Here is a 15187-nt window from a genome sequence, read left to right on the forward strand (position 1 = left end):
CCGGGTCATGGAGATCAAGTCTGACAACCCCGACCACGGCTTCCAGTTCCCCGGCCAGTTCGAACTCAGCGCCATGGGCGCGGCCGGCAACGACCTGGAACGCGAACTGCCACGCCTGCTCGAGCTCGCCGGCCTGGAAGTACTGACCGAACGGGTCAGCTGGAAACACTCGTCCAACGGCAAGTACGTGTCCGTGCGACTGGTGTTCAAGGCCGACAACCGCGAACAGTACGATGCCGCCCACAACGCGCTGCGCGACCACCCGGAAGTGAAGTGGACGCTGTAGCCAGCTGCGCGACTGCCGCGGCCCCGGGCGACCGGGCGCCGCAACCGGCCATCGTGCGTGACCTCGGCCGCCAGCCCTATGCCCCGGTCTGGCACGCCATGCAGCGCTTCACCGATGCCCGCACCGATGCCACCCGCGATGAACTGTGGGTGGTCGAGCACGACCCGGTGTTCACCCTGGGCCAGGCCGGCAAGGACGAGCACGTGCTCGCCCCCGGCGATATTCCGGTTCTTCATGTCGACCGCGGCGGCCAGGTGACCTACCACGGCCCCGGCCAGCTGGTGATCTATCCGCTGCTGCAGCTGCGGCGGCTGGGCATCGGGGTGCGCGACTACGTGTGCCGCATCGAACAGGCCATCATCGACACCCTGGGCGACTGGAACATCGGCGCCGAGCGCCTGGAGGGCGCGCCCGGGGTCTACGTGGGCGGGGCCAAGGTGGCCGCGCTCGGCATCCGCGTCCGCCGCGGCTGCACCTTCCATGGCCTGTCCTTCAATGTGGCCATGGACCTGGAACCGTTCCGCCGGATCAACCCCTGTGGCTATCAAGGGCTGCAGGTGACCTCGGTGGTAGACTTGGGGGGACCGTCCGGCATGGCGGCCGTCACGCCGGTGCTGCTGGGCCATCTGGCCCGCCAGTTCGGCCTGGACCTCGAGCCGGCCGCTGAACTACCCGATTTGACTGACGCGGCGTGAACGCCGCCGACCAAGGCCATGACTGAAACCACCGCTCGCCTCATTCCCCTGCAGGTTGTGCAGGGCGACACGCCGTCCGCCGCCCCGTTGCAGACGGGCGTCAAACAGATCGGCGGTGACAAGATCGGCCGCTCGCCGGTGCAGTTCGCCGACGTGCCGGTGCTGCGCAAGCCGTCGTGGATCCGCGTGCGGATTCCCTCCGGCAACGCCGTGCAGAACCTCAAGGCCAAGCTGCGTGAGAACCGCCTGGTCACGGTCTGCGAGGAAGCCAGCTGCCCCAACATCCACGAGTGCTTCAGCCACGGCACCGCGACCTTCATGATCCTCGGTGAGGTCTGCACCCGCCGTTGCTCGTTCTGCGACGTCGCCCACGGCCGGCCCAAGCCGCCGGACGCCAATGAACCGGCCAGCCTGTCCCAGACCGTGGCCGACATGGGCCTGAAGTATGTGGTGGTGACCAGCGTGGATCGCGATGACCTGCGCGACGGCGGTGCCCAGCACTTCGCCGACTGCATCGGTGCCATCCGTGCCAAGTCGCCCAAGACCAAGATCGAAGTGCTGACCCCGGACTTCCGCGGCAAGGGCCGCATGGAGCGCGCGCTGGAGATCCTGGCGACCAACCCGCCGGATGTGTTCAACCACAACATCGAAACCGTGCCGGATCTGTACCGCAATGTGCGCCCGGGCGCGGACTACCAGTGGTCCCTGACCCTGCTCAAGAAGTTCAAGGCCCAGCACCCGGAGATCGCCACCAAGTCCGGCATCATGCTCGGCCTCGGCGAGACCCTGGAGCAGGTGCAGGCCACGCTGCGCGACCTGCGCGAGCACGACGTGGACATGATCACGATCGGCCAGTACCTGCAGCCGACCGCACATCACCACCCGGTGCTGCGTTACTGGACCCCCGAGGAGTACAAGGCGCTGGAGGAGTACGGCAATGCGCTGGGCTTCAGCCACGTCGCCTCCGGGCCGATGGTGCGCTCGTCCTACCACGCCGACCGCCAGGCGGCCGACGCCGGCGTCGCCGGTTGATCCAGCGGGCCCTTCGGGGCCCGTTCTGCCAATCCCTCCCGTCTTTCCCCGGCCGCGGCCCTGAACCGCGGATGGCCGCAGGCCTGTGCCTGCCCGCCGTTCTCCCCGGTATTCACAAATTTCTCCAACGGCCTCGGTAGGCTGAAGGCCCCGGTGACAAACGCGGCAACTTTCGGCACTGTCGTGGTGTCTGTAATGCACGCAGTCTCTCCCTTGGCAAGGTGCCACGAGCTAGTCCATGAAATTCAAAGCCCCCGCATTCCTGATGGCCCTGGCGCTCACCGCGCCGATGGCACTGGCCGCCTACGCCGATTCGCCCGCGCTGCCTTCGGCGGCCACGGCCGACCAGGTGACCACCTCCAAGCTGGTCTACGGACTGCTTTCGGACAGCCGATACGCCTACCGGCCGCGTGCACTCGATGCCGCGACCTCCAAGGACGTCTTCAAGCGCTACCTGGAGTCGCTCGACAGCAGCAAGCAGTTCTTCACCCAGGCCGACATCACCCGCTTCGCCCCGTTCGAGGCCAACATCGCCACCGCCATCCGCGGCGGCGAGCTGGAGCCGGCGTTCCAGGTATTCGCGGTCTACAAGCAGCGCGTCGGTGAGCGTGTCGGCTATGCGCGCAAGCTGCTCAAGACGGATTTCGATTTCAGCACCGATGAGAAGTTCGAGTACGACCGCAAGGACGTGCCGTGGGCCGCGAGCAGCGCCGAGCTGGACGATCTGTGGCGCAAGTCGGTCAAGAACGATTGGCTGCGCCTGAAGCTGGCCGGCAAGCAGCCGGCCGAGATCCGCAAGACGCTGGACAAGCGTTACGCCACGCTGGAAAAGTCGGTCAATGAGCTCAAGGGCGAGGACGTGTTCCAGTTCTTCCTCAACGCCTACACCAGCGCGGTGGACCCGCACACCGATTACTTCACTCCGCGCACCGCCGAGAACTTCAACCAGGCGATGTCGCTGTCGCTGGAAGGCATCGGCGCGCAGCTGCAGCGCCAGGACGACATGGTGGTGATCCGCGAGGTCATCGCCGGTGGTCCGGCCGCCGTCAACGGCACGTTGAAGCCGGGCGACCGCATCGTCGGCGTGGGCCAGGGCAAGTCCGGTCCGCTGGAAGACGTGATCGGCTGGCGCATCGATGATGTGGTGGCCAAGATCCGCGGCAAGAGCGATACCCAGGTCCGCCTGGAGTTCATTCCGGCCGAAGAGGGCGTCGACGGCAAGCACCACACCCTGGTGCTGACCCGCCAGAAGGTGCGTCTGGCCGAACAGGCCGCCAAGGGCGAGACCCTGACCATCCCGGCCAAGGATGGGGAGCCCGAGCGCAAGGTGGGCGTGATCAAGCTGCCGACCTTCTACCAGGATTTCGAAGGCCGCCGCCGCAACGCCGCCGACTACGCCTCTGCGACCCGCGACGTGGCCAAGCTGCTGGCCGGCTTCAAGGCCGACAAACTCGATGGCGTGGTGCTGGACCTGCGCAACAACGGCGGTGGTTCGCTGGATGAAGCGATCGAACTGACCGGTCTGTTCATCGAACAGGGCCCGGTGGTCCAGGTGCGCGAGTCCGGTGGCCGCGTCACCGTCAACAGCGACCGCAGCGAAGTGGTGGCGTGGGACGGCCCGCTGGCCGTGCTGATCAACCGTGGCTCGGCCTCGGCCTCGGAAATCTTCGCCGGCGCCATCCAGGATTACGGCCGTGGCCTGGTGATCGGTGAGACCACCTTCGGCAAGGGCACAGTGCAGAACATCGTCGACCTCGACCGTTGGCCGAGTGGCGAGACCCAGCGCTTCGGCCAGGTCAAGCTGACCATTGCCCAGTTCTTCCGCGTCAGCGGCAGCAGCACCCAGCACAAGGGTGTGGTGCCCGATCTGGCCTTCCCGGCCAGCGTGGACGCCAGCGAGTACGGCGAAAGCACCTACGACAACGCGCTGCCGTGGACCCGCATCGCCGCCGTGCCGCACACCCAGTACGGCAACTTCGGCCCGCTGCTGCCCAAGTTGGAAAGCCGCCACGACACGCGCATCGCTGCCGACAAGGAATTCCAGTGGTGGAACGAGGATGTCGAGCAGTTCCGCGCCGAGAAGGCCAAGAAGTACATCTCGCTCAACGAGGCCGAGCGCCGCGCCGAGCGTGAGAAGCAGGACAAGCAGCGCACCGACCGCCAGGCCATCCGCAAGGAACTGGGCCTGGATCTGGATCCGCTGGCCGATGACAGCAATGACGACGGCCTGACCGGCAACGAGCGCGACATCGTCAAGGATGCCGCCCGTGAGAAGGCGGCCGAAAAGCGTCCGGATCCGCTGCTGCGCGAGTCGGCCGCGATCCTGGCCGATGCGGTCAACCTGCTGGAAGCCGACCGCCCGCTGTCGGCCCAGGTGCTGCCGCAGTCGACCGGTGTGGGCCGCTGGGCGGACTGACCGCCACGGCAGCCGCAGCTGAACCGGTGACAACTCCACAGGCCGCCCTTCGGGGCGGCCTGTGCGTATCCACCTCCTGCCAACGTGCACAGGTCTATCCTTGGAGGCTGGATTTCCGCAGGAGCGGCCATGCGCTTTCGTCGTGTACGTTCGATCCCGCTGCTGGCGGGGCTCGCCGCTTTGACCGCCTGTGGCGGCCGCGCCGCTGACAGCACGCTGATCCGGGAGTCCTTCGACTCCGGTGATACCTATTCGCGCACCGTGCCCGGCCCGCCTGCCCAGGCCTGCGAGGCCGCACGCCGTACCCTGCTCAGCCAGGGCTACGCGATCGCCCGCGCCGGCGATGACGCAGTGGAGGGCAACAAGAACTTCCAGCCCAAGGATGAAGAGCACGAGCAACTGGTGCTGCGCATTTCCTGTGCGCCGCGCGGTGACCAGGCGCTGGTGTTCGTCAGTGCCGTGCAGGACCGCTACGCGCTCAAGAAGAGCCCGACCTCGGCCAGCGTCGGCGTGGGCGCGCTGGGCTCGGTGTCGCTGCCGTTCGGCAGCAATGACGACTCGCTGGTGAAAGTGGCCAGCAGCACCGTGCAGGACGCCACCTTCTACCGCCGCTTCTTCGAACGCCTGCAGCAGTATCTGCCCGCGGCGGCCGTGCCCGAGCCCACGCCGGCCGCGGCGCCCGCGACAGCCCCGGCTGCGGCGGTGGAGGCCACGCCTGCCACGGTGGTGAGCGATACCCCGGCCTCCCTGCGCTGAGCGGGCGGGGTGAGGCAGGCCATGGCAGCAGGATCGCGGCGCTGGCGCCGCCATGCGCTTGCGGTCCTGCTGGGGCTGATCCCGGCGGGCAGCGCGTGGAGCGCGTCGTCCTGTGCGCAGGGCGTGCTCGAGGAGCTTGGCTGGCAGATCGCTGCAGCCGACATCGACGCCCCCAAGGTGCACGGTGGTCCGGTCTGCGAACGTGCCGATCTGCGCCAGGCCCAGAGCGCCGGCGACCTGCGTGTGCAGCTGCCGCGCCAGTGGTCGGCGGATCAGCGGCAGGCCTGGCTGCCCACGTTGTTCGATGACCCGGCCACGGTCTGCGCGTACGCCTTCCAGCTTGGCGCCGCTACCCGCCGCGCCACCACCGCGCTGCAGGACAACGACGGCTTCCGCTTCTCGGCACTGCAGCTGGGCTGGATCGGCTTCGGTGCCGGCGGCGCGCAGGCCAAGGGCTGGGAGCGCTTCCGCAGCTTCGGTCGCGGCTATCAGCCGGCCGAGGCCAACAGCGCGGCACTGCAGACCTTCTATGAAGGGCGCGTGCGGGCCGAATGCGGGGTCGGCCGCCAGGTCGCGCAACTGGCGACCCAGCGCGAGCTGTACGGCGATGCCGCGTTCGATCGCGAGTTCTCGGCCGATGAGCTCTCCATCGGCACCTTCCTGACCCTGCACGAGACCGACAGCATCCTGCTCGGCCGGCATGCCGGGGAGTTCCTGGCCGATGGCAAGGCGAAGAAGACCGCCCTGCGCGGGCGGCAGGCCTTCGTCGGCACGCCCGGCTTCATCGAGCACGTGTTCGAGCGGAAGTACCTGGACGACATCAACAACCAGGCCGAGAACTTCGTGGTGGTCGATGTCAGTGATGCGGCGGCACGCGCGCTGCGCGAGCACGAGGGCTTTGCCTACTACGACCGGATCAACCGGCGCATCTGGGCGCTGGCCCAGCGCATGCCGGGCCCGGGACCGCGCCGGTTCGAGCGGCTGCTGATCGAGCGCGATCCGATCTGGCGGCGCGAGGTACCGGCCGAGCAGCAACCGTTGCTGAAGGAACTGGATGCCTTGCTGGACGATCCGTTCTACCAGGGGTTCCTGATTTACGTGCATCCTCGGGGTATACGTCCTATCGGGTACCACATCGCACGCCTGCTCGATCGCAATCCGCGTACACCGTTCGCGATCGAACTGGGGCTGCACAACCTGCATACCACGTTGTATCGGCGCTGGATCGACGCACGCCTTCGCCAGTGCGATGCCCCGCCGCCAGCGTTCCTGCAAGACAACACGACAACTGAGCAAAGGTGATTCATGGATATTGCAATGATCGGGCTGGGCCGCATGGGCGCGAACATGGCCGAGCGGCTGCACCGGGGCGGCCACCACGTGATCGGCGTCGATCCGGGTGAGGCCGCCCGCAGCGCGGCGGCCGCGCGTGGGTTCCAGGTCAGTGCCTCGATCGCCGAGACGCTCGCCGCGCTGCCGGTCCCGCGCGTGGTGTGGCTGATGGTGCCGGCCGGCGTGGTCGACCAGACCCTGGCATCTCTCTCGCCGCATCTGTCCGAGGGCGATGTGGTGATCGACGGCGGCAATTCGTACTACAAGGATTCCATGCGCCGCAACGAACAGCTGCAGGGCGAGGACGTGACCTACATCGACTGTGGCACCAGCGGCGGCGTGTGGGGCCTGCAGGAGGGCTACAGCCTGATGATCGGCGGTGACCAGGCGGCGGTCGAACGGATCGGGGCGATCTTCCGCACGCTGGCGCCGGCTGAGGACCGTGGCTGGGCGCATGTGGGGCCGAGCGGGGCAGGGCACTTCTGCAAGATGGTCCACAACGGGATCGAGTACGGGATGATGCAGGCCTACGCGGAAGGCTTCGCGTTGATGCAGCACAAGACCGAGTTCAACCTCGATCTGGCGCAGGTGGCCAAGGCCTGGCAGCACGGCAGCGTGGTGCGTTCGTGGCTGCTCGATCTCAGTGCCGACGCACTGGGCCGCAACCCGCAGCTGGACGGCATCGCACCGTATGTCGAAGACTCCGGCGAAGGCCGTTGGACCGTCGCCGAGGCGATCGATCTGGATGTGCCGGCCCCGGTGATCACGCTGTCACTGCTCGAACGCCTGCGCTCGCGCGAGAAGAACTCCTTCAGCGACCGCCTGCTGGCGGCGATGCGCAACGAGTTCGGCGGTCACGCGATCAAGACCACGTAAGACCCATCGATGCGGGCCGAACCCCATCGTCCGGCCCGCATCCACGCATGGCGGGGATCTGCGTGGGCGGGCGTGGCCGACTCAAAGGGTCACCCGCCGCCCGCTGCGTGCACTCTCTGCGCCCGCCTCCAGCAGGCGCATCAGCTGCAGCGCCTGCGCAGTGCTGACCGGCGCTTCGCCCACGCCCAGCATCGCATCGCGGAAGGCCGCATAGAACGCCCGGTAATCGCCGGGCACGTTGTCCACGGTGCTGCGCCGGGTGTGCCCGTCGGCATCGATCCGCACCAGGTGACCGTGCTGCGGATCCAGTCCCCAGCCCGGGGCGCCCGGGGCAATGCCGCGCCGCAGCTGATCTTCCTGCACGTCCAGCCCGTCCTTCAGATAGCTGCCGGCATCGCCATGCACGATGAAGCGCGGGCCGGAGGCGGCCACCAGCGAGCCGGCATGCAGGATCGCGCGATGCCGGGGGTAATGCAGTACCGCATGGAAGTAGTCGTTGCCCAGCGCGTGCTCGCGCTGCGCCATCAGGTCCACACTGATCGCGCCGGGCCCGCCGAACAGCTGCAGCATCTGGTCCAGCAGGTGCGGCCCCAGATCCATCCACAGCCCGCTGCCGGGCGCATCGCTTTCGCGCCAGCGTTCGCGCACCTGTGGGCGGAAGCGGTCGAAGTGGGAATGGCATTCGGCGACGCGGCCGATACTGCCGTTGTCGATCACCTGCTTGAGCGTGAGGAAGTCGGCATCGTGGCGGCGGTTCTGGAACACCGTCACCACCCGGTCGGCGTCGTGCGCGGCCTGCACCACCGATTCGGCCTCCGCCACGGACAGTGCGAACGGTTTGTCCACCAGCACATGTTTGCCGGCCGCCAGTGCGGCGCGCGCCAGCGGGGCATGCGCATCGTTGGGCGTGGCGATCACCACCGCATCCACCGCCGGGTCATCGAACACCGCCTGCGGGTCATTGCAGATGCGCACATCGGTGAAGCTGCGCAGCAGGCGATCCCGCTGCGAGCTGACGATGCTGTGCAGTGCAAGCCCTGGCGTATGCAGGATCAACGGCGCATGGAACACGCTGCCCGCCAGCCCGTAGCCGATCAAGGCGACCTGAAGTGTGGCGGCCATGGTGCGCTCCAACATAACGGGGCAGGACAGCGTAACGGCTGCGCGCGCGCGGCGGAAATCTGAACGATCGGGCACCAACCTGAGTGGTTCACGGCAACGTTATGCGGCGCCCACGTCCCGTCCACGGCCGTGCACGGACACTGGCTGCACATCCGCAAAGGAATTCGAACATGACCAACACGACCCGTAATCTGCTTGCTGCTTCGCTGGCCCTGGGCATGGTGCTGGGCACCTCGACTGCCATGGCCAAGGATCCGCCGAAGACCACCGATCATGCCGCGATGACCCATGCCGACAAGCACGATTCGGCCGAGCCGGTCACCGACAGCTGGATCACCACCAAGGTCAAGACCGACCTGCTGACCAGCAAGAACGTCCCGGGTACTGAAGTGAAGGTGGAGACCGTCAATGGCGTCGTCACCCTGACCGGTACCGTGGCCAGCCAGGCCGAGCATGACAAGGCCGTACGCGTGACCCAGCAGATCAAGGGCGTCAAGCGCGTCGATGCTGCCAACCTGAAGGTGGCTGCGACCGCCGCACGCTGAGCCCCATCGCTACATCGCTGAACAGGGCGCGCCTTCGGGCGCGCTTTTTTTTTGGCAGGCCGCCTGCCCCGTATTCACAAAGGGGTGGAGTATATTCAACGCTTCGCCATTGCCGATGGGGCTGCGCGGGCCGGCGCTGCCGCCTGGGCCGGGTCGTCGATGGCATCGAGCTGACGAGGGACTATGGCGCTGGTGTTCAGTGATCAAATCTGGGACCGCTGGCGTCTGCCGGCCTTGGCCCTGGCGGCGGTAGCCATCATCGTGGTGCCGTGGCTCACCCTGCGCAAGCTGGCCAATGACAACATCGATGCGATGAACTGGGTCACCCATACCCAGGATGTCGGGGTGGCGGTCTACCAGCTCCAGGCCGATGTCCGCGATGTCGAATCCGCGGCGTTGACGATGTCCAAGGGCATCGATGCCCCCGGCCTGCGTGAGCGGCTGGCCCAGGCCGACGACATTCCCGGGCGGCTGGCGCGGTTGGCGGAGCTGACCCGCGACAATCCCGATCAGCTGGTCCGGATCGGTCGCATCCAGTCCATGCTCGAGCGCCGGATGGAACTGGCCAAACAGTTGGCCCGTTCCTCGCCCGATGCCGATCAGCGCCAGCTGGTGGCCGACCTGACCACGCGCTACCCGATCCGCAGCCTGGTGGAAGAACTGCAGGCCACCGAGGAGCAGCTGCTCAAGCAGCGCTCCTCGCTGTTTGCCGCACAGCAGCGCCAGGGTGAGTTCGTGTCCTGGTCGGCGCTGGTGGTGCAGTTGCTGTTGCTCGGCCTGGTGCTGTGGCTGTTGCAGCGGCAGATCCGCCACCGCCTCTCTGCCGAACGTGCCTCGCTGCGCGCGGCCGAGCGCGCGGCCTCGGTGCTGCATACCGTGCGCGAGCCGATCGTGCTGCTCGACCGCAGCCTGCGGGTACAGATGCACAACCCCGCGTTCGCCGAACTGTATGGGCTGGACGAGGAGGCCTCGCCCGAAGGACTGCCGCTGGACAGCATCGGCGACGGTGCCTGGGCCGATGCGGTGGTCCGCCAGCGCCTGACCGATGTGCTGCTGCGCGGCCGCGAGCTGTGGGACTACGAGCACGAACAGCGCACCGCCGATGACGTGGTCCGCATCATGCTGATCAACGCGCGGCGCATGCCGTTGCCGGACAAGGATGACGAAGTGGTGCTGATGACGGTCAGCGATGTCACCGTCCAGCGCGCCGTGCAGCTGCGGGTGGAAGAGCTCAACCGCCAGCTGGAAGGGAAGGTCGAGCAGGTCTCCGAGGTCAACCGCGAACTGGAAGCATTCAGCTACTCCGTCTCGCACGATCTGCGCGCGCCGCTGCGTCACGTGGCCGGCTTCTCGGACAAGTTGACCCGTCACCTGGGCGAGGGCGCGGACGAAAAGTCCCTGCATTACCTGGGCGTGATTTCCAATTCGGCCAAGCGCATGGCCGCGTTGATCGACGACCTGCTGGTCTATTCGCGCCTGGGCCGGGCGGCGATGCGGCTGCAGGCCGTGGACATGCAGTCGCTGGTGGCCGACACCCGCGCCATGCTCGATGCCAACCAGCAGAGCGAGTCGGAGAGCAGCGGGGTGCCGCACCATATCGACTGGAAGATCGCGCCGCTGCCGATCATTGTTTCCGATGAAAACATGATGCGGCAGGTCTGGCTGAATCTGCTCGGCAACGCGATCAAGTATTCTTCCAACCGCGAGCCGGCCCGGATCGAGGTCGACTACAAACTGCAGCCGGACGGCAGCCATCTGTTCACCGTGCGCGACAACGGCGCCGGCTTCGACATGGCTTACGCCGGCAAGCTGTTCGGGGTGTTCCAACGGCTGCACAAGGCCAGTGACTACCCCGGCACGGGCATCGGCCTGGCCAGTGTCCGCCGGGTGCTGACCCGCCACGGGGGCCGCATCTGGGCCGAGTCGGTGGTCGATCAGGGCGCCACGTTCCACTTCGTTCTTCCACCCGCGCTCGACGCAATCAACAAGGGCTCCGCCGCATGACCGCTCTCCGTACCATCCTCCTTGCCGAGGACAGCCCCGCCGACGCCGAGATGGCCATCGACGCATTGAAGGAGGCTCGCCTGGCCAACCCGATCGTGCACGTCGAAGACGGCGTGGAAGCGATGGATTACCTGTTGCGCCGTGGTGCCTTCGCCAACCGCGACGAAGGCCTGCCGGCCGTGCTGCTGCTGGATATCAAGATGCCGCGCATGGATGGCCTGGAAGTGCTCAAGGAAATCCGCAACACCGAGGAGCTCAAGCGGCTGCCGGTGGTGATCCTGTCATCCTCGCGCGAGGAAAGCGATCTGGCGCGCAGCTGGGACATGGGCGTGAACGCCTACGTGGTCAAGCCGGTGGACGTGGACCAGTTCTTCGGCGCGGTGCAGACCCTGGGCAAGTTCTGGGGTTTGATCAACCAGGCACCGGAGGTCGAGTAAGACCATGCCGCTGACCGGCCCTGCGTTGGGTGCCCTGCGGATCCTGCTGATCGAGGATTCGCCGGAAGACGCCGAACTGATGTGCGAGCAGATGCTCGACGCTGGCCTGGAGGCCAGCTTCGAGCGGGTCGAGAGCGCGCAGGAACTGCGTGAGGCGCTCGAGCGCGCCGCGCCGGACATCGTGCTGTCCGACCTGAGCATGCCCGGCTTTTCCGGCAATGAAGCGCTGCAGATCGTGCGCGCCGCGTTGCCCGAGGTGCCCTTCATCTTCGTGTCCGGCACGATGGGTGAGGAAAACGCGGTGGCCGCCCTGCACCAGGGCGCCAACGATTACATCATCAAGCACCAGCCGGCGCGCCTGCCCTCGGCGGTGGCGCGTGCCGTGCGCGAAGCGCGCAGCGCGATCGACCGTCAGCGGGTGGAAGCCGAGCTGATGCGCGCGCAGCGTCTGGAAAGCCTGTCGCTGCTGGCAGCCGGCCTGAGCCACGACCTGCGCAACATCCTGCAGCCGCTGCTGATCATGCCGGACCTGATGAAGGCACGCACCGACGATCCGCAGCTGCACCATCTGGCCGACATCATCGCCGAGTGTGGCCGGCGCGGGCATGAGATGGCCGAATCGATGCTGTCCTTCGTGCGCGGTTCGCGCAACAGCAGCGAACACATCTGCCTGGTCCACCTGTTCGAAGGGGTCGAGCTGCTGCTGCGCAGCAACCTGCCCGCCAAGGTCACCCTGCACCTGGAGGTGGCCGACGGCCTGGCGGTGGATGCCAACTACACCGAGCTGCAGCAGGTCCTGCTCAACCTTGCGTTGAATGCCATCCAGGCCATGCCGGACGGCGGCCGGTTGACCCTGCGCGCGGCATCCGCCGCCGATACGCATGGCGAGGACTGGTTGCGGATCTCGGTGACCGATGAAGGCATCGGCATGGATGCCGATACCCTGTCGCATCTGTTCAATCCCTTCTTCACCACCAAGGCCACCGGCACCGGCCTGGGCCTGATTTCGTGCAAGCGCATCATTGAAGGCGCACACGGCAGCATCCACGTCGACAGCCAGCCGGGTGTCGGCACCCGCTTCGATCTGTTGCTGCCGATGCGCGAGATCGCCGACACCGCCGCTACGGTCGATGGGCCGATCGCCGCCGGTACCGGCCAGTCCATCCTGGTCGTGGACGGTGAGGCGACGCGGCTGTCGCTGCTGGGCAACGCGTTGTCCAGCCAGGGCTATCACCTGCAGCTGGCTTCCGATGGTGCGGCCGCGCTGCGCTGGATGCAGCAGGAGAGCATGCCGGCACTGGTGATCGCCGATGCCGGTTCCAAGCTGCTCTCGGCCAGCCACCTGCTGGGCGAGATGGCTACGTTGGGCTATCGCGGGCCGGCGCTGGTGCTGGAAGAAGCCGAGGTGACCGTGCCGCTGGCAGTGTTCCCGCCGGGCATCAATGTGCACGTGCTGCGCAAGCCGCTGGAAATGCAGCAGGTGTTCCGTTCGGTCGCCGAGGCGCTGGAAACCGCCTGATCAGGCCTCCCAGGGGAACCGGGGGAGGCTGGCCACGGCCTGTTCGAGCTTGAAGGACCAGTTGCCGTGGATTTCCGCGTACAGCGGGCTGTCGCCGGCCAGGCGCATGCGCTGGGTGATGCGCAGGTCATCCTTGCGGATCAGCACCAGATCCACCGGCAGCCCGACCGACAGGTTGGAGCGGATGGTGGAATCCAGCGAGACGATGGCGGTGCGCGCAGCGTCTTCCAGCCGCGTCTGCGGGCGCAGGATGCGGTCGAGGATCGGCTTGCCGTACTTGGACTCGCCGATCTGCAGGAACGGGGTTTCCGGCGAGGCCGCGATCGCATTGCCGAGCGGATAGATCATGTACAGCCCCGGATGCTCGCCGCCGATCTGGCCCCCCAGGATCAGCGTGGCCTGGGTCACGATGCCATCCTGGCCCGCCTCATGCGTGCTGGATTTGACCTGGCTGTCGAGCAGCACCCGGCCCACGTACTCGGCCACCTCGAACAGATGCCGGTAGGCGCGCAGGTTTTCCGGGCGCTGTTCCTCCACATCACGGCGCAGCCGTGAGATCAGCAGCTGGGTGGTCGCCAGGTTGCCCGCGGCCATGATGACGAAGGCGGCTTCCCCGGCAAACTCGAACTCGTGCAGCTTGCGGTGCACGCGCACGTCGTCCAGCGACGCGTTGGTGCGGGTGTCGGCGGCGAAGACCAGGCCTTCGTCCACCTCGATGCCGACGCAATAGGTCATGTCGGTGTCCTATGATGTGCACCCCGATTCTATGCGCTGGGCATGTTGCCCCCGTGTGGAATCGCCCCACGTACGCTGAATACCATGACCACTGCGCTCCTGAGCCTGGGCAGCAACCTGCAGCCGCAACAGCACCTTCACGCCGCGGTGGAGGCGCTGCGCGCGCGTTTCGGCGCGATCGCGGTATCGCCGGCCTACCGCACTGCCGCGGTCGGCTTCGACGGCCCGGACTTCCTCAACAACGCCGTGGCGATCGAGACCGAGCTGCCGCTGCAGACGCTGGATGACTGGCTGCACGCGCTGGAAGATGCCCACGGCCGCGACCGCAGCGGCCCGCGCTTCAGCGACCGCACCCTGGATATCGATGTGGTGTTCTACGGCGACCTGATCGTGGAAGGCCCCGGCCACCTGCGCATCCCGCGCCCAGAGCTCAGGCACGCCTTCGTGCTCAAGCCGCTGGCCGACATCGCCCCGGACTTCCGCGATCCGGTCAGCGGACTGACCCTGGAGGCGCTGTGGCGCGCGCATCGGCAGTTCGGCGAGCCGTTCGACACGATGGACCTGCTGCCCGGCTGATCGATGCACCGGGGGGTGCCGGCTGCTGGCCGGCACTGCGCCCACGCTCGGTTCATGCGGAGCCGGCCAGCGGCCGGCACTACCGGGCGGGGCAATCGGCGTTTACGACAACGTCCGCCCGCCATCCACGCGCAGCGTGTGCCCGGTGACGAACGCGGCCTCGGTGGCCAGCCAGTACACCGCCTCGGCGATCTCCTCCACCGTGCCGGTGCGGGCCAGCGGCGTGCGCGCCAGCAGCGCCTGCCGGGCGAAATCGTCCTTGCCCTGTTCCGGCCACAGGATGGCCCCAGGGGCGACCGCGTTGACCCGTATCTTGGGCGCCAGCTCCAGCGCCAGTGAGCGGGTGACCATTTCCAGGGCTGCCTTGGCGGCCGCGTACACCGGGTGGTCGCGCATCGGCTGGGTGCCGTGCAGATCGGTCAGGTTGACGATGCTGCCCTGCTGGCGGCGCAGGTGCGGCGCGGCGGCCTGGGCCAGCAGCAGCGGCGCGCGCGCATTGACCGCGAACAGGTCGTCCCACTGCGCGGCGGTGATCTGGCCGAGCAGGGTGGGGTAGAAGTTGGAGGCGTTGTTGACCAGCGTGTCCAGCCGGCCGAACTGGGCCACGGTCTGGTCGATCAGGTCGGGCAGGGCATCGGCATCGCGCAGATCCGCCTGCAGGGCCAGCACGCTGCCCGGCCGCAGCATGTCCATGTCGAAGGCCATCTGCTGCAGCTCGGTGGTGGAGGTGTGGGCATGCAGCACCACCGACCAGCCACAGGCGTGGAACTGGCGGGCGATGGCCGCGCCGATCCGGCGCGCGCTGCCGGTGATCAGCGCCACGGGCGCGGTATCGGTCATCGGGGGTACTCCCTGC

15 protein-coding genes are annotated in these 15187 nt (G+C 67.4%); 12 read left to right on the forward strand and 3 right to left on the reverse strand.

The window, feature by feature from the left end; genetic code table 11:
• Positions 1-7: 7 nt before the first annotated feature.
• The 7 genes from AC1DIQ_RS11820 to gnd all read left to right on the forward strand — a co-directional run bounded on the left by AC1DIQ_RS11820 (position 8) and on the right by gnd (position 7393).
• On the forward strand, positions 8-286 hold the full coding sequence (locus tag AC1DIQ_RS11820; protein ID WP_121041243.1) for a DUF493 family protein: 279 nt from the start codon (positions 8-10) through the stop codon (positions 284-286).
• Entirely contained in the window at positions 274-981 is a 708-nt protein-coding gene (gene lipB / locus AC1DIQ_RS11825; protein ID WP_121039888.1) for a lipoyl(octanoyl) transferase LipB, read from the forward strand. The genes AC1DIQ_RS11820 and lipB overlap by 13 nt, the downstream gene beginning before the upstream one ends.
• Positions 982-999: 18 nt before the next feature.
• Positions 1000-2013, forward strand: coding sequence for a lipoyl synthase (gene lipA / locus AC1DIQ_RS11830; RefSeq protein ID WP_121039885.1), 1014 nt, complete (start codon positions 1000-1002; stop codon positions 2011-2013).
• Between the two features lie 238 nt (positions 2014-2251).
• On the forward strand, positions 2252-4429 hold the full coding sequence (locus AC1DIQ_RS11835; RefSeq protein ID WP_121039882.1) for a carboxy terminal-processing peptidase: 2178 nt from the start codon (positions 2252-2254) through the stop codon (positions 4427-4429).
• Positions 4430-4558: 129 nt separating this feature from the next.
• Entirely contained in the window at positions 4559-5185 is a 627-nt protein-coding gene (locus tag AC1DIQ_RS11840; RefSeq protein WP_121039879.1) for a DUF2242 domain-containing protein, read from the forward strand.
• 21 nt (positions 5186-5206) lie between these two features.
• Entirely contained in the window at positions 5207-6487 is a 1281-nt protein-coding gene (locus tag AC1DIQ_RS11845) for a hypothetical protein (protein ID WP_478050086.1), read from the forward strand.
• A 3-nt stretch (positions 6488-6490) separates the two neighbouring features.
• A complete protein-coding gene (gene gnd, locus AC1DIQ_RS11850) occupies positions 6491-7393 on the forward strand; it encodes a phosphogluconate dehydrogenase (NAD(+)-dependent, decarboxylating) (RefSeq protein WP_478050087.1) in 903 nt (300 codons plus the stop codon).
• Positions 7394-7474: 81 nt separating this feature from the next.
• On the opposite strand, the gene AC1DIQ_RS11855 is transcribed toward gnd, so the two are convergent.
• Positions 7475-8515 (reverse strand): oxidoreductase, encoded by a 1041-nt coding sequence (locus AC1DIQ_RS11855; protein WP_282260551.1) that lies wholly within the window; start codon positions 8513-8515, stop codon positions 7475-7477.
• A gap of 170 nt (positions 8516-8685) precedes the next feature.
• Here AC1DIQ_RS11855 and AC1DIQ_RS11860 point away from each other — a divergent pair, with 170 nt between their 5' ends.
• The 4 genes from AC1DIQ_RS11860 to AC1DIQ_RS11875 all read left to right on the forward strand — a co-directional run bounded on the left by AC1DIQ_RS11860 (position 8686) and on the right by AC1DIQ_RS11875 (position 13020).
• Positions 8686-9060, forward strand: coding sequence for a BON domain-containing protein (locus tag AC1DIQ_RS11860; RefSeq protein WP_121039870.1), 375 nt, complete (start codon positions 8686-8688; stop codon positions 9058-9060).
• 183 nt (positions 9061-9243) lie between these two features.
• Positions 9244-11064: a sensor histidine kinase gene (locus AC1DIQ_RS11865; RefSeq protein WP_121039867.1), complete on the forward strand. Its 1821-nt coding sequence runs from the start codon at positions 9244-9246 to the stop codon at positions 11062-11064.
• Positions 11061-11501, forward strand: a complete 441-nt coding sequence (locus AC1DIQ_RS11870) for a response regulator (protein WP_121039864.1) — start codon at positions 11061-11063, stop codon at positions 11499-11501. The genes AC1DIQ_RS11865 and AC1DIQ_RS11870 overlap by 4 nt, the downstream gene beginning before the upstream one ends.
• Before the next feature lie 4 nt (positions 11502-11505).
• Entirely contained in the window at positions 11506-13020 is a 1515-nt protein-coding gene (locus tag AC1DIQ_RS11875) for an ATP-binding response regulator (protein ID WP_121039861.1), read from the forward strand.
• Here the strand turns inward: AC1DIQ_RS11875 and AC1DIQ_RS11880 are convergent, their stop codons facing one another.
• Positions 13021-13755, reverse strand: coding sequence for a proteasome-type protease (locus AC1DIQ_RS11880; RefSeq protein WP_121039858.1), 735 nt, complete (start codon positions 13753-13755; stop codon positions 13021-13023). It lies immediately after the preceding gene.
• An 84-nt stretch (positions 13756-13839) separates the two neighbouring features.
• Between AC1DIQ_RS11880 and folK the strand changes: the two genes are divergently transcribed.
• Complete coding sequence (folK, locus tag AC1DIQ_RS11885; protein WP_121039855.1) at positions 13840-14331, forward strand: 2-amino-4-hydroxy-6-hydroxymethyldihydropteridine diphosphokinase; 492 nt, start codon at positions 13840-13842, stop codon at positions 14329-14331.
• 102 nt (positions 14332-14433) lie between these two features.
• Here folK and AC1DIQ_RS11890 read toward each other — a convergent pair whose 3' ends face one another.
• Positions 14434-15171, reverse strand: coding sequence for a pteridine reductase (locus AC1DIQ_RS11890; protein WP_121039852.1), 738 nt, complete (start codon positions 15169-15171; stop codon positions 14434-14436).
• Positions 15172-15187: the final 16 nt, after the last annotated feature.

The sequence above is a fragment of the Stenotrophomonas sp. 05L413 genome, assembly GCF_056397945.1.

What these genes read in the sequence shown, in the direction of transcription:
- AC1DIQ_RS11880 (WP_121039858.1), bottom strand. Translation starts at nt 13,755, where the DNA reads ATGACCTATTGCGTCGGCATCGAGGTGGACGAAGGCCTGGTCTTCGCC.
- AC1DIQ_RS11865 (WP_121039867.1), top strand. Translation starts at nt 9,244, where the DNA reads ATGGCGCTGGTGTTCAGTGATCAAATCTGGGACCGCTGGCGTCTGCCG.
- AC1DIQ_RS11845 (WP_478050086.1), top strand. Translation starts at nt 5,207, where the DNA reads ATGGCAGCAGGATCGCGGCGCTGGCGCCGCCATGCGCTTGCGGTCCTG.
- AC1DIQ_RS11890 (WP_121039852.1), bottom strand. Translation starts at nt 15,171, where the DNA reads ATGACCGATACCGCGCCCGTGGCGCTGATCACCGGCAGCGCGCGCCGG.
- AC1DIQ_RS11820 (WP_121041243.1), top strand. Translation starts at nt 8, where the DNA reads ATGGAGATCAAGTCTGACAACCCCGACCACGGCTTCCAGTTCCCCGGC.
- lipA (WP_121039885.1), top strand. Translation starts at nt 1,000, where the DNA reads ATGACTGAAACCACCGCTCGCCTCATTCCCCTGCAGGTTGTGCAGGGC.
- AC1DIQ_RS11855 (WP_282260551.1), bottom strand. Translation starts at nt 8,515, where the DNA reads ATGGCCGCCACACTTCAGGTCGCCTTGATCGGCTACGGGCTGGCGGGC.
- AC1DIQ_RS11835 (WP_121039882.1), top strand. Translation starts at nt 2,252, where the DNA reads ATGAAATTCAAAGCCCCCGCATTCCTGATGGCCCTGGCGCTCACCGCG.
- gnd (WP_478050087.1), top strand. Translation starts at nt 6,491, where the DNA reads ATGGATATTGCAATGATCGGGCTGGGCCGCATGGGCGCGAACATGGCC.
- folK (WP_121039855.1), top strand. Translation starts at nt 13,840, where the DNA reads ATGACCACTGCGCTCCTGAGCCTGGGCAGCAACCTGCAGCCGCAACAG.
- AC1DIQ_RS11840 (WP_121039879.1), top strand. Translation starts at nt 4,559, where the DNA reads ATGCGCTTTCGTCGTGTACGTTCGATCCCGCTGCTGGCGGGGCTCGCC.
- AC1DIQ_RS11875 (WP_121039861.1), top strand. Translation starts at nt 11,506, where the DNA reads ATGCCGCTGACCGGCCCTGCGTTGGGTGCCCTGCGGATCCTGCTGATC.
- AC1DIQ_RS11870 (WP_121039864.1), top strand. Translation starts at nt 11,061, where the DNA reads ATGACCGCTCTCCGTACCATCCTCCTTGCCGAGGACAGCCCCGCCGAC.
- AC1DIQ_RS11860 (WP_121039870.1), top strand. Translation starts at nt 8,686, where the DNA reads ATGACCAACACGACCCGTAATCTGCTTGCTGCTTCGCTGGCCCTGGGC.